General features: G+C 69.4%; 23 protein-coding genes and 2 pseudogenes. 16 read left to right on the plus strand and 9 right to left on the minus strand.

The genetic code is table 11. The features are described from left to right. Window positions 1-30 precede the first annotated feature (30 nt). Together ACZ3H8_RS00685 and ACZ3H8_RS00690 are read left to right on the plus strand one after the other, a co-directional pair. Complete coding sequence (locus tag ACZ3H8_RS00685; RefSeq protein ID WP_307660640.1) at window positions 31-447, plus strand: OB-fold nucleic acid binding domain-containing protein; 417 nt, start codon at window positions 31-33, stop codon at window positions 445-447. Window positions 448-450: 3 nt separating this feature from the next. Continuing rightward, entirely contained in the window at window positions 451-1,194 is a 744-nt protein-coding gene (locus ACZ3H8_RS00690; protein WP_467395840.1) for a DUF3159 domain-containing protein, read from the plus strand. 90 nt (window positions 1,195-1,284) lie between these two features. Here the strand turns inward: ACZ3H8_RS00690 and ACZ3H8_RS00695 are convergent, their stop codons facing one another. After that, window positions 1,285-1,962, minus strand: coding sequence for a potassium channel family protein (locus ACZ3H8_RS00695; protein ID WP_307660638.1), 678 nt, complete (start codon window positions 1,960-1,962; stop codon window positions 1,285-1,287). Beyond that, window positions 1,962-2,630 (minus strand): potassium channel family protein, encoded by a 669-nt coding sequence (locus tag ACZ3H8_RS00700; protein ID WP_307660637.1) that lies wholly within the window; start codon window positions 2,628-2,630, stop codon window positions 1,962-1,964. The genes ACZ3H8_RS00695 and ACZ3H8_RS00700 overlap by 1 nt, the downstream gene beginning before the upstream one ends. A 177-nt stretch (window positions 2,631-2,807) precedes the next feature. On the opposite strand from ACZ3H8_RS00700, the gene ACZ3H8_RS00705 reads away from it, so the two are divergent. The 4 genes from ACZ3H8_RS00705 (at window position 2,808) to ACZ3H8_RS00720 (ending at window position 6,754) form a co-directional block, all read left to right on the plus strand. Then, window positions 2,808-4,856: an APC family permease gene (locus tag ACZ3H8_RS00705; RefSeq protein ID WP_467395841.1), complete on the plus strand. Its 2,049-nt coding sequence runs from the start codon at window positions 2,808-2,810 to the stop codon at window positions 4,854-4,856. 84 nt (window positions 4,857-4,940) lie between these two features. Beyond that, a complete protein-coding gene (locus ACZ3H8_RS00710) occupies window positions 4,941-6,269 on the plus strand; it encodes a class I SAM-dependent RNA methyltransferase (RefSeq protein WP_467395843.1) in 1,329 nt (442 codons plus the stop codon). A gap of 33 nt (window positions 6,270-6,302) precedes the next feature. Continuing rightward, window positions 6,303-6,503, plus strand: coding sequence for a hypothetical protein (locus tag ACZ3H8_RS00715; protein WP_467395845.1), 201 nt, complete (start codon window positions 6,303-6,305; stop codon window positions 6,501-6,503). Window positions 6,504-6,532: 29 nt separating this feature from the next. Then, window positions 6,533-6,754, plus strand: a complete 222-nt coding sequence (locus tag ACZ3H8_RS00720) for a hypothetical protein (RefSeq protein WP_467395847.1) — start codon at window positions 6,533-6,535, stop codon at window positions 6,752-6,754. A gap of 77 nt (window positions 6,755-6,831) precedes the next feature. Here the strand turns inward: ACZ3H8_RS00720 and ACZ3H8_RS00725 are convergent, their stop codons facing one another. Further along, entirely contained in the window at window positions 6,832-7,263 is a 432-nt protein-coding gene (locus ACZ3H8_RS00725; RefSeq protein ID WP_467395849.1) for a hypothetical protein, read from the minus strand. A gap of 117 nt (window positions 7,264-7,380) precedes the next feature. Between ACZ3H8_RS00725 and ACZ3H8_RS00730 the strand changes: the two genes are divergently transcribed. Beyond that, a complete protein-coding gene (locus ACZ3H8_RS00730; protein WP_467395851.1) occupies window positions 7,381-7,566 on the plus strand; it encodes a hypothetical protein in 186 nt (61 codons plus the stop codon). Between the two features lie 14 nt (window positions 7,567-7,580). Further along, window positions 7,581-8,402, plus strand: a complete 822-nt coding sequence (locus tag ACZ3H8_RS00735) for a helix-turn-helix domain-containing protein (RefSeq protein ID WP_467395853.1) — start codon at window positions 7,581-7,583, stop codon at window positions 8,400-8,402. Between the two features lie 151 nt (window positions 8,403-8,553). Here the strand turns inward: ACZ3H8_RS00735 and ACZ3H8_RS00740 are convergent, their stop codons facing one another. Next, window positions 8,554-8,679 carry a hypothetical protein gene (locus ACZ3H8_RS00740; protein WP_467395855.1) on the minus strand — a complete coding sequence of 42 codons (126 nt, stop codon included), beginning with the start codon at window positions 8,677-8,679 and terminating at the stop codon, window positions 8,554-8,556. Between the two features lie 470 nt (window positions 8,680-9,149). Here ACZ3H8_RS00740 and ACZ3H8_RS00745 point away from each other — a divergent pair, with 470 nt between their 5' ends. After that, window positions 9,150-9,572 (plus strand): PPOX class F420-dependent oxidoreductase, encoded by a 423-nt coding sequence (locus ACZ3H8_RS00745; protein ID WP_467395857.1) that lies wholly within the window; start codon window positions 9,150-9,152, stop codon window positions 9,570-9,572. Between the two features lie 339 nt (window positions 9,573-9,911). On the opposite strand, the gene ACZ3H8_RS00750 is transcribed toward ACZ3H8_RS00745, so the two are convergent. Continuing rightward, entirely contained in the window at window positions 9,912-10,517 is a 606-nt protein-coding gene (locus ACZ3H8_RS00750) for a DUF2867 domain-containing protein (RefSeq protein WP_467395859.1), read from the minus strand. Between the two features lie 97 nt (window positions 10,518-10,614). Between ACZ3H8_RS00750 and ACZ3H8_RS00755 the strand changes: the two genes are divergently transcribed. Together ACZ3H8_RS00755 and ACZ3H8_RS00760 are read left to right on the plus strand one after the other, a co-directional pair. Continuing rightward, on the plus strand, window positions 10,615-11,172 hold the full coding sequence (locus ACZ3H8_RS00755) for a TetR/AcrR family transcriptional regulator (RefSeq protein WP_467395861.1): 558 nt from the start codon (window positions 10,615-10,617) through the stop codon (window positions 11,170-11,172). Continuing rightward, window positions 11,157-11,690 (plus strand): annotated as a pseudogene (locus tag ACZ3H8_RS00760) (MmyB family transcriptional regulator); the annotation flags it as partial. The gene ACZ3H8_RS00755 and the pseudogene ACZ3H8_RS00760, both read left to right, overlap by 16 nt. An 80-nt stretch (window positions 11,691-11,770) precedes the next feature. Here the strand turns inward: ACZ3H8_RS00760 and ACZ3H8_RS00765 are convergent. Continuing rightward, window positions 11,771-12,439 (minus strand): TetR/AcrR family transcriptional regulator, encoded by a 669-nt coding sequence (locus tag ACZ3H8_RS00765; RefSeq protein ID WP_467395863.1) that lies wholly within the window; start codon window positions 12,437-12,439, stop codon window positions 11,771-11,773. A gap of 227 nt (window positions 12,440-12,666) precedes the next feature. Between ACZ3H8_RS00765 and ACZ3H8_RS00770 the strand changes: the two are divergent. After that, window positions 12,667-13,485, plus strand: a pseudogene (locus ACZ3H8_RS00770) (FAD-dependent monooxygenase); the annotation flags it as partial. 57 nt (window positions 13,486-13,542) lie between these two features. Here ACZ3H8_RS00770 and ACZ3H8_RS00775 read toward each other — a convergent pair. Further along, on the minus strand, window positions 13,543-14,622 hold the full coding sequence (locus tag ACZ3H8_RS00775; RefSeq protein WP_467395865.1) for an NAD(P)/FAD-dependent oxidoreductase: 1,080 nt from the start codon (window positions 14,620-14,622) through the stop codon (window positions 13,543-13,545). Between the two features lie 90 nt (window positions 14,623-14,712). Further along, entirely contained in the window at window positions 14,713-15,210 is a 498-nt protein-coding gene (locus ACZ3H8_RS00780; RefSeq protein WP_467395867.1) for a MarR family winged helix-turn-helix transcriptional regulator, read from the minus strand. Between the two features lie 118 nt (window positions 15,211-15,328). Between ACZ3H8_RS00780 and ACZ3H8_RS00785 the strand changes: the two genes are divergently transcribed. Continuing rightward, window positions 15,329-16,234 (plus strand): alpha/beta fold hydrolase, encoded by a 906-nt coding sequence (locus ACZ3H8_RS00785; protein WP_467395869.1) that lies wholly within the window; start codon window positions 15,329-15,331, stop codon window positions 16,232-16,234. A gap of 100 nt (window positions 16,235-16,334) precedes the next feature. Continuing rightward, window positions 16,335-17,240 (plus strand): NAD-dependent epimerase/dehydratase family protein, encoded by a 906-nt coding sequence (locus tag ACZ3H8_RS00790; protein WP_467395871.1) that lies wholly within the window; start codon window positions 16,335-16,337, stop codon window positions 17,238-17,240. Between the two features lie 154 nt (window positions 17,241-17,394). Here the strand turns inward: ACZ3H8_RS00790 and ACZ3H8_RS00795 are convergent, their stop codons facing one another. Next, a complete protein-coding gene (locus ACZ3H8_RS00795; RefSeq protein ID WP_467395873.1) occupies window positions 17,395-17,640 on the minus strand; it encodes a hypothetical protein in 246 nt (81 codons plus the stop codon). An 88-nt stretch (window positions 17,641-17,728) separates the two neighbouring features. Between ACZ3H8_RS00795 and ACZ3H8_RS00800 the strand changes: the two genes are divergently transcribed. Then, on the plus strand, window positions 17,729-18,241 hold the full coding sequence (locus ACZ3H8_RS00800; RefSeq protein WP_467395875.1) for a hypothetical protein: 513 nt from the start codon (window positions 17,729-17,731) through the stop codon (window positions 18,239-18,241). Between the two features lie 358 nt (window positions 18,242-18,599). After that, entirely contained in the window at window positions 18,600-18,959 is a 360-nt protein-coding gene (locus tag ACZ3H8_RS00805; protein WP_467395877.1) for a UBP-type zinc finger domain-containing protein, read from the plus strand. Window positions 18,960-19,030: the final 71 nt, after the last annotated feature.

Here is a 19,030-nt window from a genome sequence, read left to right on the forward strand (position 1 = left end):
GTGCCTGTGGCGGCCGGTACGCTTTCTTGTATGAGTGCCGTACCCCGTTCCGAGAAGGCCGAGAGGCCGGCGAAGCCCGCCGGCCGATTCCGCCGCATGCTCGACCGGCTGTCCACGTCCCAGCAGGACCTCGAGTCCGAGGAACTGCAGGAGGACGCGGAGGCATCGGGGTGTACCCGCATCGCGGAGTGCAACGACCGCCAGATAGTCCGGGTGACTGGTACCTTGCGCACGGTCACCCTGCGTCCGCGGGCCGGGGTGCCCGCGCTGGAAGCGGAGCTTTTCGACGGTACGGCCCCGCTGGACGTCGTCTGGCTCGGCCGGCGGTCCATCGTGGGCATCGAACCGGGCCGCAGGCTCATAGCTTCGGGCCGGATCTCGATGAGCCACGGCCGCCGGGTGCTTTTCAACCCCAAATACGAACTCCGACCGCTCGGACAGGAGTAGCCGGTGACGTCTCTCGACAAGCCGACCACCACGACGAACGACCAGAAGCAGCAGGACAGCGACGCCAAAGCAGTCACGGAGGCAGCGCTGTTCGAGGCCTTCGGCGGCGTGCGCGGAATGGTGGAGACGGTCCTTCCCGGACTGCTGTTCGTCACGATCTTCACGATCAACAAGGACCTGCACATCTCGGCCATCGCGGCCCTGGCGCTCTCGCTGCTGCTCGTCGCGGTCCGGCTGATCCGCAAGGACACCGTCAAGCACGCGTTCAGCGGGGTCTTCGGAGTGGCCTTCGGCGTCATCTTCGCGATGATGACGGGCAATGCCAAGGACTTCTATCTGCCGGGCATGATCTACACGCTCGGCCTGGCGGTGGCATACATCGCGACGACGATCGCGGGCGTCCCTCTGATCGGCCTGATTCTGGGCCCGGTCTTCAAGGAGAACCTCTCCTGGCGGACGCGTAACCCGGGCCGGAAGAAGGCGTACGCGAAGGCGAGCTGGGCGTGGGGCCTGATCCTGCTCGCGAAGTGCGCGATCCTCTTCCCGCTCTACTGGTGGGCGGACACCACGCAGCTCGGCTGGGTCCTGGTCACCCTGAAGATCCCGCCGTTCCTGCTCGCGGTGTACCTGACCTGGGTCTTCCTGGCGAAGGCGCCGGCGCCGATCGACGTCTTCGCGGAGATGGAGGCGGAGGAACGCGCCGAGAAGGAACGCAAGGCGGCGTCGGCGGCGCAGCGCGAGGTGTAGCCGCGGCCGGCACGTAACCGCGGCCGGACACGCGCGAAGGGGCCCGGGGAACCGATCAGGTTCCCCGGGCCCCTTCGCGTACGGAACCCGTCAGCTCGTCGCGTCCTCGCGGCGGACCGACAGCAGGTCCTCCAGCTGCTCCTCGCGGGCCTGCGCCGCCACGAACAGCAGCTCGTCGCCCGCCTCCAGCGTCTCCTCCGTGCCCGGCGTCAGCACCCGCGAGCCGCGGATGATCGTGACCAGCGAGGTGTCCTCCGGCCAGGCCACATCGCCCACCTGCGTGCCGGCGATCGCCGACTCCGGCGGCAGGGTCAGTTCGACCAGGTTCGCGTCGCCATGGCTGAAGCGGAGCAGCCGTACGAGATCGCCGACGCTCACCGCCTCCTCCACCAGCGCCGACATCAGGCGCGGCGTGGAGACCGCGACATCGACGCCCCAGGACTCGTTGAAGAGCCACTCGTTCTTCGGGTTGTTGACCCGGGCGACCACCCTCGGCACGCCGTACTCCGTCTTCGCGAGCAGCGAGACGACCAGATTGACCTTGTCGTCACCCGTCGCCGCGATCACAACGTTGCACCGCTGCAACGCCGCCTCGTCCAGCGACGTGATCTCGCACGCGTCCGCCAGCAGCCACTCGGCCTGCGGCACCCGCTCCACCGAGATCGCGGTCGGCGCCTTGTCGACCAGCAGCACCTCGTGCCCGTTCTCCAGTAGCTCGCCCGCGATGGAACGGCCCACCGCGCCGGCGCCCGCAATAGCGACCCGCATCAGTGACCGCCTTCCTCAGGGCCCTCGGCGAAGGCCGCCTCGACCTTCTCGATCTCGTCCGTACGCATCATCACGTGGACGAGGTCGCCCTCCTGCAACACGGTCTGCGACGTCGGCAGAACCGCTTCCCCCAGCCGGGTGAGGAAGGCGACGCGCACGCCCGTCTCCTCCTGCAGCGTGCTGACCTTGTGCCCTATCCAGGACGGCGAGGTGTGCACCTCTGCCAGCTGCACCCCGCCGCTCGGATCCCGCCACAGCGGCTCCGCGCCGGACGGCAGCAGCCGCCGCAGCATCTGGTCGGCCGTCCAGCGGACGGTGGCGACGGTCGGGATGCCAAGGCGCTGGTACACCTCGGCACGCCGCGGGTCGTAGATACGGGCCGCGACGTTCTCGATGCCGAACATCTCCCGAGCCACCCGCGCGGCAATGATGTTGGAGTTGTCGCCGCTGCTGACCGCGGCGAAGGCACCGGCTTCCTCGATCCCCGCCTCACGCAGAGTGTCCTGGTCGAAACCGACTCCGGTGACGCGGCGGCCGCCGAACCCGGAGCCCAAGCGGCGGAAGGCCGTGGGGTCCTGGTCGACGACGGCGACCGTGTGCCCCTGCTGCTCCAGGGTCTGCGCGAGAGCGGCTCCCACTCGCCCGCATCCCATGATGACGATGTGCACGACCGTCCTTCCGGCTGTCAATGGTCTAGCTCAGGCTTAACAGGGTCTCAGACCGCGGCCCAAGCTACACACGCGCGGTCCACCCCGGGACCCCTTTGTGCTGCGAGAACGGAGATTCCGGGGAAGAGCGGGGTAGTGAGTGGGCGTCGTCGATACGGAGCGCTTACGATCCTCTGCGTGTCCAAACTGACCGACGTGCCCAAACGGATCCTGATCGGCAGGGCGCTGCGCAGCGACAAACTGGGGGAAACGCTTCTCCCGAAGCGCATCGCACTGCCCGTCTTCGCGTCCGACCCGCTGTCCTCGGTGGCGTACGCACCGGGCGAAGTCCTTCTGGTGCTCTCCATCGCGGGTGTGTCGGCCTACCACTTCAGCCCGTGGATCGCGGCCGCTGTCGTGGTGCTGATGTTCACGGTGGTCGCCTCCTACCGGCAGAACGTCCGCGCCTACCCGAGCGGCGGCGGCGACTACGAGGTCGCCAACACCAACCTCGGACCCAGGGCCGGCCTCACCGTCGCCAGCGCCCTGCTCGTCGACTACGTCCTCACGGTGGCCGTGTCGATCTCCTCCGGAGTGGAGAACCTCGGCTCCGCGATCCCCTTCGTCGTAGAGCACAAGGTCCCCTGCGCCATCGCGATAATCGTCCTGCTGACGCTGATGAATCTGCGCGGCGTGAGGGAGTCGGGCAAGCTCTTCGCCATCCCGACGTACGTCTTCGTCGCCGGCGTCTTCATCATGATCGCGTGGGGCGCCTTCAGGGGCATCGTCCTCGACGACACCATGAGGGCCCCGACCGCCGACCTCGAGATCAAGCCCGAGCACCAGGGGCTGGCAGGCTTCGCGCTGATCTTCCTGCTGCTGCGGGCCTTTTCCTCCGGCTGTGCCGCGCTCACCGGCGTCGAGGCGATCAGCAACGGCGTCCCCGCCTTCCGCAAGCCCAAGAGCAAGAACGCCGCGACCACCCTGCTGCTCATGGGCGCCCTGGCCGTCACCATGTTCTGCGGCATCATCGGCCTGGCCATGGCCACCGATGTGAGGATGGCCGAGACGCCCGCGCACGACCTGCTCCGAAACGGCACCCCGGTCGGCGGAGACTACGTCCAGAACCCGGTGATCTCCCAGGTCGCGGCCGCCGTCTTCGGCGACGGCACGTTCTTCTTCGTACTGCTCGCCGCGGCCACCGCGCTGGTCCTGTTCCTGGCCGCCAACACCGCGTACAACGGCTTCCCGCTGCTCGGCTCGATCCTCGCGCAGGACCGCTATCTGCCGCGCCAGCTGCACACCCGCGGCGACAGGCTCGCCTTCTCCAACGGCATCGTGCTGCTGGCCGGGGCGGCAATCCTGCTGGTCTGGCTCTACGGGGCCGACTCGACCAAGCTGATCCAGCTCTACATCGTCGGCGTCTTCGTCTCCTTCACGCTCAGCCAGACCGGCATGGTGCGGCACTGGAACCGCCATCTGAAGACCGAGAAGGCCCCGGCCAAGCGCCGCGCCATGATCCGCTCCCGCGCGATCAACACCTTCGGCGCGTTCTTCACGGGCCTGGTGCTGGTCGTCGTGCTCGCCACCAAGTTCACGCACGGCGCGTGGGTCGCGCTGCTCGGCATGGTGATCTTCTACGGGACGATGTCCGCGATCCGGAAGCACTACGACCGTGTCTCGGAGGAGATCGCCGCGGAGGAGGAGCGCCCCGACGACTATGTGCGCCCCTCCCGCGTGCACTCCATCGTTCTGGTCTCCAAGATCCACAAGCCGACGCTGCGCGCCCTCGCCTACGCCAAGCTGATGCGCTCCGACAAACTCGAAGCCGTCAGCATCAGCGTCGACCCCGCCGAGACGAAGGCGCTCAAGGAGGAGTGGGAGCGGCGCGGCATCAATGTGCCGCTGAAGATCCTCGACTCCCCGTACCGCGAGATCACCCGGCCCGTCATCGACTACGTCAAGGGGCTGCGGCGCGAGAGCCCGCGGGACGTGGTCAGCGTCATCATCCCCGAGTACGTGGTGGGGCACTGGTACGAGCATCTGCTGCACAACCAGAGCGCCTTGCGCCTCAAGGGGCGGCTGCTGTTCACGCCCGGTGTGATGGTGACCTCGGTGCCGTACCAGTTGGTGTCCTCCGAGGTCGCGAAGAAGCGGGCGAGGAAGCGCCAGGAATGGAACGCGCCGGGTTCGGTACGGCGCGGGCCGGTGGACCAGCGCCCCAAGGAGCCCAGCGGCAAGGGCTGAGGGGTCCGCGCACCCACGTAGACTGGGGGGCTGCCGTCCGCACACGGACGGCGGCCCCCCTCTCATCCCTGGAGTCACCCCGTCATGCAGAACGCATCCGAGTCGTCGCTGGTCGGGGAGGAGTACGAGGTCGAGGTGGGCCCCGTCGCACACGGCGGCCACTGCATCGCCCGCACCGAGGAGGGGCGGGTGCTGTTCGTACGGCACACGCTGCCCGGTGAGAAGGTCGTCGCCCGCATCACCGAGGGCGAAGAGGGCTCCCGCTTCCTGCGGGCCGACGCCGTACGGATCATCGAGGCGTCCAAGGACCGCGTCGAGGCCCCCTGCCCCTACTCGGGTCCGGGCAATTGCGGTGGCTGCGACTGGCAGCACGCCAAGCCGGGCGCACAGCGGCGGTTCAAGGGCGAGGTGATCGCCGAGCAGCTGCAGCGGCTCGCGGGCCTCACGCCCGAGGAAGCCGGCTGGGACGGCACGGTCATGCCGGCGCCGGGGGACAAGCTGCCCGCGGGCGAGGTGCCCGCGTGGCGCACGCGCGTGCAGTACGCGATCGACACGGAGGGCCGGGCGGGCCTGCGCAAGCACCGCTCGCACGACGTTCAGCCGATCGACCACTGCATGATCGCCGCGCCCGGCGTCACCGAACTCGGCATCGAGAAGCAGGACTGGCCGCAGATGGCCACGGTCGAGGCGATCGCGGCGACGGGTTCGAATGACCGCCAGGTCATCCTCACCCCGCGCCCGGGAGGCCGGCTGCCGCTGGTCGAACTGGACAAGCCTGTCTCGGTGTTGCGGGTCGACGAGAACGACGGCGGGGTGCACCGGGTACACGGCCGCGCCTTCGTGAGGGAGAGGGCCGACGACCGGACGTACCGCGTCGGCATGGGCGGCTTCTGGCAGGTCCACCCGCAGGCCGCGGACATCCTGGTCAAGGCCGTGATGCAGGGGCTGCTGCCGCGCAAGGGCGACATGGCGCTCGATCTGTACTGCGGCGTGGGCCTGTTCGCGGGCGCGATCGCCGACCGGGTGGGCGAGAAGGGCGCGGTACTCGGCATCGAATCGACCAAGCGCGCCGTCGAGGACGCCCGCCACAACCTCCAGGACTTCGAGCGCGTACGCATCGAACACGGCAAGGTCGAGCAGGTCCTGCCGCGCACCAAGATCACCGAGGTGGACCTGATCGTCCTCGACCCGCCGCGCGCGGGGGCGGGCAAGCAGACGGTGAACCACCTGGCGGGCCTGGGCGCCCGACGCATCGCGTACGTGGCCTGCGACCCGGCGGCACTGGCGCGGGACCTGGCGTACTTCGGGGACGCGGGCTACAAGCCGCGGACGCTGCGGGCGTTCGATCTGTTTCCGATGACGCATCATGTGGAGTGCGTGGCGATTTTGGAACCGGTCGCTAAGGGATCCTGACCTGCGATTTTATGTGTGCGCACTATGTGCGGTGTGGGCGTTACGGGCGATATCGCCAGCGCCCCGTCGTTCTTCCCGACCGCCACCGGCAAGTGGGGCTTCCTCCCCGATGACGTCCACGACCTGCTGCTGCCGCACATGACGCAGCCCAAGCAGGGTGACGCCTACGACTGTCCCTTCACCAACATCCATAACAACTGGCTGGTGACCCCGAGGCCGTCGAGGCCACCCTGACCGGCGCCGGTTTCGTCGATGTGGAGGCAGTGGAGGAGGACCTGCTCATCACCGTCGGCTCCGGCGCCCAGTGGGTGGAGTGGACCCGCTCGCACGGCATGCGCAGGCTCTGGGACAGGCTCTCCGAGCAGGAGAGCAAGGAACTCGCCGACGAGGTGGCTCGGCGGCTCGACGTCCTGCGCGGCGCGGACGGGATCATCACGCTGCCCACTCCGATCGTCTACATGCGCGCCCGCGCCCCGCGCGACTGACGTCGCGCCGAGCCGGCGCCGGAGGAACCCGCCCTGGGCGGAGGCGACTTCGTGGAAGCGACTTCGTACGGGGCGGGTCAGCCCACAGTGGTCATGCGCCGCAGACCGGCGTACTCCAGCGCCGCGTAGACGGTCACGATCAGCGCGCCGATCAGCATGAAGACGGTGCCGAAGCCGGTGAGCGGCACCATGCCGCCGAAGGCCAGCACGACACTGGCGACGGCGGACAGCGCGTTCACCGCGATCACGGCCCACACGAGACCGGGCGGGATCACCGGATACCCCGCGACCAGCGCGAGTGCCGCCGCCCCGCCGAGCTGGTAGATCCCGAACCCGACGGAGAACGGCACCGGCATCCCGGTGGCGGAACCGAGCGGCCCGGCGGCCGCGATCAGCACGACCCCCATCACGGCGGTGCTGACACTGTCGACGCGCAGCACCAGGCGCAGCAGCCGGGCCGTGTCGCGCGAGGGCGCCGCCGTGTCGGTCGTGGCCAGGGTGTGCGTCATCTCAGGACTCCTTCTCGCCGTCGGGGGGTGATCCCACCGTGACACGCACCAGGTCGCGGACTCCATGACCTCCGAGGTCATGGCACTGCTCACGACGGCGGCTACGGTGGAATCAGTGTGAAGCTGGCTCTCGCCTCACCGTCTTGGGCGGTGCACGGTCGGCTGCGCGCGGCCGGCAAGACCAAGTCCGAGGCGTTGCGCGTCCTCAAGCGGCATCTCTCCGACGTCGTCTACCGCCGCCTGCTCCAAGACCAGCAACCCCAAGCCCACACGGCGGACGCTTACTTCGCCGCCGCGGCTTGACATAGGAGATTCGCATGGAGACGGAAGACCTGCCCCGCGTCGGGGTGTTACTGCGGGACTGGCGGCAGCGCAAGAAGCTCAGCCAGCTGGATCTCGCGCTGAAGGCGGACACCTCGACCCGGCATCTGTCCTGTGTGGAGACCGGCCGCGCCCGGCCCAGCCGGGAGATGGTGCTCCGGCTCGCCGAACACCTCGAGGTGCCCCTGCGCGACCGCAACGGCCTGCTGCTTGCCGCCGGCTACGCCCCCGCCTACCGGGAGAGCTCCCTGGGCAGCGACCGGATGGCCATGGTGCGTACGGCGCTGACGACCATGCTGGCAGGCCACGACCCCTACCCGGCCGCCGCGATCGACCGGATCTGGGACGTCGTCGACTGCAATCGGGCCATGTCCGTGCTGCTCAACATGGTTGCGCCGCACCTGACGGACTCGGGCGCGAACGTCATGCGGCTGATCCTGCACCCCGACGGCCTGGCGCCCCAGTGCCTGAACTTTGCCGAGGTCCGCGCCCACGCCCTCGGCCGCCTCCAGCACCAGGTCAACGCCACCGGCCACCGCGATCTGCGCGAGCTGTACGACGAGGTCTCAGCCTATCCCGCCCCGCCGGGCCTCGCCCTCGCGCCCGGCCCGGTGGACCCGATGGGCTTCGTGGTCCCACTGAGGGTCCGCACGCCGTACGGGGACATGTCCCTCTTCAGCGTTATCGCGACCTTCGGCGCCCCCGCGGACGTGACACTCTCCGAACTCGCGGTGGAGACGTTCTTCCCGATGGACGAGGCGACGGAAGCGCTCCTGCGCGACTTGGCCACGCCGGGCGGCACGAAGCCGGACGCCTAGGAACTTCTGCCGACCCCGCCGCTCAACGAGGTCGCTGGCACAGTGCCCTGCCTGCTACCGCAAACGCCGCACCGTGGGATTGGGGACGCCTCGCGGTACGCAGTGGACGCCTTGGAACCTGCGGCAGGGACACCGAGTTGAATCAAGACGGCTATGCGATACGGGGCGTGATGACGACCAAGGGGAGGGCTGTGATGTTGGACCCAATCGCCATGCTCGTACGGGACTGCTCGGCCAGCAGGTCCACTACCCCGAGCGGACGCTCATCGAGGGACATGGCGCCGCTGCGTCGATGGTGAAAGACCGCAAGCCGTATTCAACGGCCTTGTATCTGGCCTCGGCCTGGCCGTGAGCGCCAAAGCGGGACTCGTGCATGACCGATGTGACCATCACCGCAGCCCAAGCGACGGACTTCGACTTCGGAGCGTGGCCAGGGAGCCCGCGGCCTCCAGCGCGCCCGGCGGTTTGGTGCTGTGGCTCGTGGACGCGTGGAGCCAGGGGGAGGGCCGGCGCTGCTGCCCTGGCCCTCATGTCCTGGACCGGAGGAGTGTCGGCGTCCCGCGGCCTTCCGCCATACCAGGGACGAGCGGTGCTACGTCGCGGCGCACGCGGCGCTGCGGGCTGGTCGGCAACCACGTGAAAGCCCCTGGCCGCCCAGACATTCACGGACATGCTGACATCGGGACGTTCTGCAAGACTTCGAGGACTTGCCCGTCGTCCGAGGCTGTCGACCGCACGAGGGGTTCCATGTCCTTCACAGACGAGGAGATCGCCTACCTGCGATCTCAGCCGATTGCACGCCTCGCGAGTATCGGTCCTGAAGCGCAGCCTGACGTTGTTCCGGTTGGATTCGAGTTCGACGGCACGGTCTTCTGGGTGGGAGGCTCGGGCGACTCAGTGCTCCGCACCCGGAAGTTCCGGAACATCCAGGCCGGAAACCACAAGGTCGCGCTGGTAGTCGATGACTTGGTTTCGTTCGACCCGTTCATCGCACGTGGCATTCGGGTCTACGGCGACGCGGCCGGTCCCGTCGAGCGGACGGGAATGGTGGGTCCCGGCTTCTACCTGGGCATCACCCCGTCGATCTCTTGGAGTTGGAACATGGCGTCCGAGCCAGTGGGCGACACCTGGTACGAGTCGAGACGGGCGACCCATCCGGGGCCGCCCTGAGCGGGTCTTTGAAACGTCCGCAACTGCCGCGATGCGCGTTGATCCGTTGCCTCCACCACAGGGCGAGGGCCCGTCGTCGTAGGTACCGGGCGAGAGGGGTTTGCGAGCGCTTCCGCGACGGGTCGGGGGCTCCTGGGAGCGGTTCGGGACGTAGTCACCGCAGTCGCCGTTCTCGACGGCTTCTCGGTCGTCGAACGGCGGCAAAGGCCCGCCGTTCGCCGGCGGCGGCGCCGCCCAGGAGTCGACGCAGGTACGTAGCGAACCGCGCGAGCGTGTCGGACGGGCGCTTGATCGGAGGGGCCACGCCGGATGGCCGAGATGGCCCTCCGCCGGATCCGGTCAGCCCTTGCTCCTTTCGCCGGCACTCGCCTGCCACTTGCGTCCGATCGCTCGAAGCATCGCCGAATACACCCCCAGGTACCGGAAGGGCTTGATGGCTGCCATGTACGCGGCGCCGAACAGCCCGTTCGGCTTCACCAGGACAGCCATCTGGCCGCGGTAACCGCCGGCCCCGTCCGGGACCCAGCCGATGTGCATCACTCCGTGCACGGTCCGGTTGGCCATCTCGGCCACCCACTCGTCGTCCGTCTGGTAGACGGAGGTGAACGGAAGCGCGGCAGGGTCGGGCCCCCGGGGACCGTCTCGGAGGTCCGCCGGCAACCGGTCCCGCAGGGTCCGCACGCGGGCGCCGATGCCGGCGCCGGGCTTGTCCCAGCCGAGCAGTTCCCCGAGCTTCCAACGGACCGCGAAGAGCATGCGCGGCACAGGGGAGGAGATGTGTGACGCGTGTGCCGGGTCGCCGTTCGTGAACTGGCGCACCAGTCGCGCGAGGTCGTCGGGACCGCCTGGTGTCGGTAGTGCCCACACGTCCTCGACGTGGAAGTCGCCGGCGATCTCGTGGATCCGCCAGGGACGGGAAGTGTGCGCGGTTCTGGGGAGTCTCATGAGTGGGCCCCGATCTATACGATGGCGTATAGATCGAGACTAGCACCCATCTATACGGCACCGTATAGATGGGGGGAGGCGTGAGGGGAGACACATCATGGGCGTGACCCGCACGCCTCGCGGCAAATGGATCGAGGAGGGGCTGCGGGCGCTCTCCGCCGGCGGCCCGGAGGCCGTCCGGATCGAGCCGCTGGCGCAGGCGCTCGGCGTCAGCAAGGGCGGCTTCTACGGGTACTTCGGCAATCGGGCCGCGCTGCTCACCGAGATGCTCGACACGTGGGAGCGCGAGGTCACCGAGGCGGTGATCGAGCGTGTCGAGAGCGGCGGGGGAGACGCCCGGGCCAAGCTGGAGCGGTTGTTCACGATCGCTTCGTCGGGCGACGGGCCGATGACGGGCGTCGCGGCCGACCTCGCGATCCGCGACTGGGCCCGGCGCGACGAGGCTGTCGCGCAGCGACTCCGGCGCGTCGACAACCGGCGAATGGAGTACCTGCGCTCACTCTTCGGCTCCTTCTGCGCCGACGAGGACGACGTCGAGGTCCGCTGCATGCTCGCCTTCTCACTGCGGATCGGCTACCACTTCATCGCCGCCGACCACGGCGGTCACAGCCGCGCTGAGGTGATGGAGCTGACCAGAAAATGGCTCCTGAGGTAGCCGCCTCCTGGACGACGGCCGGCATCCAGCCCGACCCCTGCCGCCGGCACGGGTGCGGGTGCCTGCGCCCGCGCCCGTGTTTGCGCCAGTGCCCGCGCCTGGCGCGGTTCGTGCCTCCGCGGCGCGCGTTCGCCCTGCACCCAACGGGCCGCGGGGACTCGACGCGGTCGCCCAGCACGTCGCCGAGCGCGCACCGGCCGCCCGCCGCCGTAGGTGAACCTCCGGAACCTATCGGCGGGTTACTTGCTCCCAGGTGTCCGAGCCGGCACTCCAGGGCCGACTCCACCGGCTTTGCGCCGCACCCCGCACGGCTGCGGGCGCTCCTGGGCATGCCGGCCGACGGTAGTGCCGACTTCGCCCGGCTCTGGGACTCCCACACCGTGCGGGGCAAGGCCCGGCAGACGAAGGAGTTCAACCTTCCGCAGGTCGGGCGGCTGATGCTGGCGTACCACGCCTTCGATGTACGGGGCGTGTCCGGGCTGCAACTCGTCATCTGCCATGCCGAGCCGGGCAGCCCCAGTGCCGAATCTGTGACCCTGCCGAGGGCGCTGCACACCACCCCGCTGAACAACATTCCGGACGGGCGTGAAGTCGGAGGTCAGCGCTGCTGTCGCAGGGCGTGCAGCCCCTCGATGAGCAGGCGCAGGCCGAACTCGAAGTGGGCGGTGAAGTCCGTGCTGGTGAGCACGGGCAGGGTGGCCGTGAGGTGCGGGTACGACCCGGCCGCCACGGCGTCACCCAGGCGACCCGGGTCGGCGGGGGCCTCTGCGCCCGGTTCCAAAGCGGCTTGCTCTTCCAGGGTGTGGCCGACGGTGAAATTGGCCACCGCCATCAGGGCGCGTGCCGCGTCCGCATCGTCGAAGCCGGCCTCACGCAGGACGCCGATCACGGTGTCGGCGAAGTGCAGGGTGTACGCCCCGGTCGAGTGCGTGCCGGCGAAGACGCGGGCGCCGTCGCGATGGGCGAGCAGCGCTGTACGCATCGCTCTGGCCAGGCCGGCCAGCTGTTCGCTCCAGTCTTCGCCCACGGGGCCTCTGGGTGCGCCCGCGTCGGACAGCATCCGCTCCGCCATCGCGGTCAGCAACTCCTGCTTGGTGGCGAAGTAGCGGTACAGCGCGCCGGCTTGGACGCCCATCGCATCAGCCAGACGCCGCATGGTCAGCGCGTCGAGCCCGGCTTCGTCCAGCAGGTCCAGGGCTGTCTCGACGGTCCGCGCCTGGTCCAGTCGTGCGGGGCGCCCACGTGTGCGGGTTGACGGGTTGCTCATGCGCGCCACTGTAGTGAACATCGTTCACGTGAACGATGTTCACTAAATAATGGAGGTCACTTGATGGACACCGACGTGCTTGTCGTGGGGGGCGGGCCCGACCGGGCTGATGCTCGCCTGCGAGCTGGCGCTGGCGGGCGTACGGACCCGGATCGTGGAGCGGCGTACCGAGCCGCGACACCGTACGGGCGCAGTACGCGGTCGGCTGCGACGGCGGGCGCAGCCTGGTGCGGCAGGCCGCCGGCATCGGCTTCCCCGGCACCGACGAGACACTGACCGGCATGCTCGGGGACTTTGCGGACGTCGACGCAGATCCTTGCCGTCATTGCTGCCGCACGGGCCCGTGGCGTGCTCGTCGTACCGCTGGAGGGCTGGCTCACCCGGTTCGTCTGCATCGATCCGGAGCGGATGCGGATCCCGGCCGGGCAGCCGGTGACTTTGGAGGAGTTCCGTACCTCGCTGACGTGGATCTGCGGCTCCGACTGCGGGTCGCGCAGCCTCGCTGGCTTTCGCGCTTCGGCAATGCCACCCGCCTCGTCGCCGCCTATCGGTCCGGCTGCATCCTGCTCGCCGGGGACGCCGCCCACATTCACTTCCCCGCGGCCGGCCAGGGACTGAACACAGGCCTCCAGGACGCCATGAATCTGGGCTGGAAGCTGGCCGCCACGGTCAACGGCTGGGCTCCGCCCGGGCTCCTCGACACGTACGACGCCGAACGCCGCCCCGTCGGGCAGGCAGTCACCGAGAACACCGAGGTCCAGACCCTGCTCGCCGAGCTGCCCCTCGTACCGCAATACCAGCTGCCCGCCGTCGCCCTGCGCAGGCTCCTCGACGAACTCCTGTCCCTGGAGGACGTCAACCGGCTGCTCGAGGGACGGGTCTCCGCGCTGAGCACCTCCTACCCGCCCGTGACCGCCGACGCTGACCCGCTGGTGGGACGGCGGGTGCCCGACATAGGTCTGACCGCCGCCGGTTCGGAGGCGATACGCGTCTACGAACTGCTGCCCCGGGGTCGCTTCGTCCTCCTCGACCTCGCCGGGGACGCGAATCTGCCGCAGGCCCTCGCGCCCGGATGGCGCTCACGGGTCACTGCGCGAGACGGGTCAGTCGTGCGAGCGGTGCCCGGGACTGATCACGGTCTCGATTCCGTGGCGGCGTTCGCCGAGGACCCGCTCACAGTTGGCGGCTTCCGCGGCCGGGTTGAATGCCTGCTGGGCCTGCGCTGCCGAGCGGTGGGCCAATGCCGCCGCGGTATCGGCGGCCACGAGGTCGGCGTTGATCGCCACTGCGGCCTGTACTCCGGACGCCGCGGCCACCGCGATGCCGGCCATGAGGTCGGTGACATTGCCCGCCACCCGCACGCCCGCGACCCCGGTGAACCCGCTCGCGTCGGACTCCACGTAACTGCCCACGCCCAAGGGGTGTTCCACGGTCGTCAGGCCAAGCCCCGAAAGCACCTCACCGCGCGCCTCGAATCGCGGCCCCACAGCAAGAGCCCGCACCGGCACACACGTACCCGAAGCCAGCCGTACACCGCAGAGGCGGTCGTCGTCGACATCGAGACCGACCACCTCGCCGTCAACCACGGCGATACCGCGGGCGGCCAGCTGCTCCCACTGTTCCTCGGTCAGTTCGCCCGCGGTGTGCAGGAACACGGTCACATCCGGCGACCACTGCCGGAACAACAGCGCCTGGTGCACTGCCCCCGGACCGGTCGCCAGCACGCCGATCGGCGCGTCGCGCACCTCCCAGCCATGGCAGTACGGGCAGTGCAGCACGTCACGGCCCCACCGCTCACGCACGCCAGGAACGTCGGGAAGCTCGTCGACCAGCCCCGTGGTCACCAGCAGACGCCGCGCGCCATAGCTCTCGCCACCCTCGGTGTCCACGACGAAGCGCTCGCCGGTACGACGGGCGCTTGTGACCAGGTCCGCCACGATCCGCCCGCCATAACCGGTGACCTCGTCCTTGCCCACCCGCAACAGCTCGCCCGGCGCGAGGCCGTCGCGGGACAGGAACCCGTGAACCCCGGCAGCGGGAGCGTTGCGCGGCTCTCCGGAGTCGACCACAAGCACCGAACGCCGGGCCCGAGTCAGAGTCAGCGCAGCCGACAGACCAGCCACACCACCCCCGACCACGACAACATCGAGATCAGCGAAGTCTCGCTTGTTCATCTCAGTCATGCCGCCACCCTGCGACTCGCACGAACGGGGTGGCAACGTTCGTTGCCGTTTCGGCAAGCATGGGGTGACGTCAGCTGGAGCCACTGCGGGTCAGGCGGTGCTCTCGGCGGTCTCGGCGTCGGGGCAGTTGCGCGGGTTGATCGTGGCCTCGGTGAGGGCTTGCAGGACGTCGGCGACGGTGGGGACCAGGTCGGCCGGAACGTGGTCGAGGACGCGGCGCCTGGCGCTGGCGAGGTGGGCGGGCTGTGCCGCTTCGACGCGGGCCTGGCCGGCGTCGGTGAGGACGGTGTCGTTGCCGCGTGCGTCGGTGCCGTGACGTTCCTTGGTGACCAGGCCGTGGCTGCGCAGGGTGTCGACGACGCGGGTGATGCGCGAGGGGGTCAGCCCGGTGGCAGTGGCCAGTTCGGACATGCGCAGCCGATGGTCGGGGGCTCGGCTGAGGGTGAGCAGGACGGCGAACTCGGTCATGGACATCCCACCGGCGCGGCTCATGTCGTCCTCCAGCACCCGGGGCAGGGCGTGGATCAGGCGGCCGAGGGACTGCCACAGCAGCATCTCGGCGGGGTTGAGCGGAGCGGTGTCGTTCACGGTCACACCATGCCCGACTTTATTTGACTAGGCAAGAAAATCGATGTTACTACTTGCCTAGGCAAGTATCTGACCTGGTGCGGGGGTGCCGCACCGGCCCGACCCAACGGAGGACCTCGTGAACACAGCCGCACCCGCGCCGCCGCCACCCGCTCCCGGGAGTGCGGCAGCGGGCCTGGACGGCTTCGCCCACCAGTACGCGGACGCCGGTGGCGTGCGCCTGCACTACGTGACGGGCGGACACGGCCCGGCCATCGTGCTCCTGCACGGGTGGCCGTTCACCTGGGTCGAGTGGCGGGCGCTGATGCAGCCGCTGGCCCGGGCGGGTTTCACCGTGATCGCCCCCGACCTGCGAGGCTCGGGCGATTCCGCCAAGCCCGTCGGCCGCTACACCAAACGCGAGGAGGCTGAGGACCTGCACCATCTCGTGCACCACCTCGGGCTCGCCGAGGTGAACGTGGTCGGCACCGACATCGGCGCCATGGTCGCCCACGCCTGGGCCCTGGCCCATCCCGGTGAGATGCGCCGCCTGGTGCTCAGCGAGGCGTTCCTGCCCGGCTTCGGCCTGGAGGAGCACATGAACCCCGCGACCGGCGGGTCCTGGCACTTCGGCTTCCATGCCCAGGTCGACCTCGCGGCCATGCTCACCGCCGGAAAGGAGGAGGAGTACCTCGGCGGTTACTGGGCGATGATGACCGCCGGCGGAGTGACCGAGCAGGACCGGGCGGAACTGCTGCGCGCCTACCGGGCGCCCGACGGGATGCGCGGCGGGTTCGAGCACTACGCCACCCTCACCGAGGACGGCCGCGCCGCACGGGCTGCCGCCCGCCTCGCGATGCCGGTCCTGGTCCTCAACGGCGAACACGGCCTGCCCCAGCAGATCCTGCTCGACGGCGCCCGCCAGGCCGCCACCGACGTGCGCGCCGATATCGTGCCCGCGGCCGGTCACACCCTCGGCGCCGACAACCCCGACTGGCTCGCCGAGCGCCTCGCCCGCTTCTTCACCACCGACACCGCAGCCTGACGCTTCTCTCCGTCTCGCGACGCGCCCATGACGGCCGAGATATTGCTTGGGCAAACAACAAGCCGGTCGAGCCCGGCCCGCATCCACCTGGAGAACCACCATGAAGATCCTCGTCACCGGAGCCACCGGCTACGCCGGCTCCCGAGTCTCCGCCGCCCTGGCCCGCGCGGGCCACACGGTCTACGGCCTGGCCCGCGACACGACTTCCGAGGCGGCCCGCGCCCTGACCCTGGCCGAAGTCACCCCCGTCGAAGGCGACTTCGCCAAGCCCGACACCTGGCGCGGTCACCTGGACGGCGTGGACGCCGTCGTGCACCTGCTCATGGACATAAGCGACCCCTTCGGTGCCGACCAGGGCCTGTTCGCCGAACTCCACGCCGCGCAGGAGCACGACGGGCACCGCCGGCACCTGGTGTTCACCACCGGCATCTCCTCCTACGGCCGCACCGGCCTTTCCCTCATGGACGAGAACACCCCCGGCAACCCCGACAGCCCCATCGGCTTCCGCTTCCAGCTGGAGAAGGAACTCGCCGCCACCGGCCTCGCCCACACCGTCGTTCGGCCCGGCTTCATGTACGGCGGGCCCGCCACGACGTCGATGACCGGCCAATGGTTCGCTGCCGCCGAGGCCGGCCACCCCGTCTTCTATGGAGACACCGAAAAGCGATGGAGCTGGGTCCACGTCGACGACCTCGCCCAGGCGTACGTCCGCATCCTCGACAACCCCGCTGCCGTCGACGGCGAGACCTTCGTCGTCGCCGACGAGCAGCGCCTGCGCGCCCTGGACGTCCAGCACACTGCCGTCCGCGCGGCCGGCTTCACTGGCGAGATCACCCTGGAGAGCGCCGAGGCCGGCGGCATGATGCAGATGGCCGCCGACCAGGACGAACTCGTCACCAGCGCCAAGGCTCACCGCCTCCTCGGCTGGACGCCGCGCCACGCCTCGCTCACCGACGCGATCGACGTCCACTACCGCGCCTGGAAGGCTGCCCAGCCCACCAACTGACCCCCGCTCGGTCCCGCCGTGCGGCGGATGCCGCGGTCGGCTCATGCAGCCGTCCTGTGCAAGCCGCCCGCCCGAAGCTGCCGGAGGCGGTGGCGAGTTGCACATGCTTGGTGCGGATGGCGAGCGTGCAGCTCCAGGGCAGTGCGACGCTCTTCTACACCGTCGCCTTGCCGGACTCGCTGCGTGCGAGGTACGAGATCTCGGCCGTGCCGGTCCCGGTGACCTCGTAGGTCACCTCGGCGGTCGGGACGGCGCGGGCCTTCGGCTTGTCGGGGGTGTTGAGGATTCCGTAGCCGATGAGCTCGCCGCAGGCGAGCAGCACCGCGACCGCGATCGCCAGGCCACGCCGGTCCGGGCCGCCGGTAATCTCAAGATGCTGGACCGGTTCACCAACTGGCACATCGGGACTCAGCAGATCTGGCCGCAGATCAAGAACCTGGACGACTTCACTCCGATCAAGATCAAGATCGAATGGTGGGGAGCACACGGTGAATGCCGAACTCCGGCGGGTGGTGGAGGAGTTGCGCTCCACCATTGCCACGCGCGACGAGTGGCGCATGCTGAACTCGCTGCCCGCCGGGGCTCGGCCCGAAGACATCGGGACCGGGCTACCGGGCCCGATCCAGGAGTTCCTCTCGGCGACCGACGGCGCGACCTGCGGAGACGTTACGCTCCTCAACGCTGCCACGGTCGACAGCATGCAGTTCTACGCGGACCCGGTCGACGGAGCCGCGGTGGCACTGGGTCGTGAGGAATGGTTCTGCCCGGGAGTCATCTCCGACGAGCCGTTCTTCCTCAACCGGTCGACCGGTTCGGTCTGGTACTTCCCCGACACCGGGGTCGAATGGTGGATGTCGTCCGTCTTCGAGACGATCGCGGACGACTTCACCACCTTCTTCCTGGAGTGGGTGTCGGGGCCTGGGTATCTGCGACTGACCGGCTCCGAGCCGGAGGAGCAGTGGCCTGAACTGCTGAGACAGGTCGGCCGACTGCAGGGCTGAAAACGAGGGAGGCGCTCGGCCGGGGATGCTCGGTCGGGCGCCTTTCATCTGCCTCGGACCCTCCTGGGCGCACGCCGAGCCGCGCCCGCGGGGCAGTGGTGGTGTGCGGCCGGCCTCGCAGGCGGCTGCGGCTGCGGCACCGGGACAGCGACGGCCCCGCCGGCCGGTCTGCCCCGCCCTTGGGCAGTCCTTCTGCGACGGCTGCGGCGCGGTCCTCAGCTGGTCCCCGGGCGGGACGCCCGGACGCGCTCCGTGCTGACTGGCCCGTTACGATGCAAGAAGGGCAGGTCACTGACCTCAGCACGCCGAACGGGTCCCCAAGGACACTTGCCCGGCCTCACTCAGAGAGGCATGCCAAATGGCACATGACCAGATCCCAGGTATAGATCCAACTGCGACTCCGAGCGGAGACGGCTGCGTGGAGTGTCTGGCGGGCGACGGTCCGGGATGGTGGTTGCACCTTCGGCGCTGCGCCGCGTGCGGGCACATCGGATGCTGCGATTCCTCACCCTCGCAGCACGGTACGAAGCATGCGCGCGAGGCGGGACACCCCTTCCTCACCAGCTTCGAGCCGGGAGAGAGCTGGTTCTGGAACATCGAGACCGGGGAGTACTACGAGGGCCCGCAGCTGCTCCCACCCGCCTCGCACCCGACCTCCCAGCCGACCCCGGGCCCGCGGGGCAAGGTGCCCGCGGACTGGCAGCACCACGTGCACTGACGTTGCTGTTGGGGTTCACTCGGCCTGCCGTCGCTCGTTCGGAATCAGCTCGTTCGGAATCAGCTCGTTCG

This window comes from Streptomyces sp. NPDC002868, from assembly GCF_055563295.1.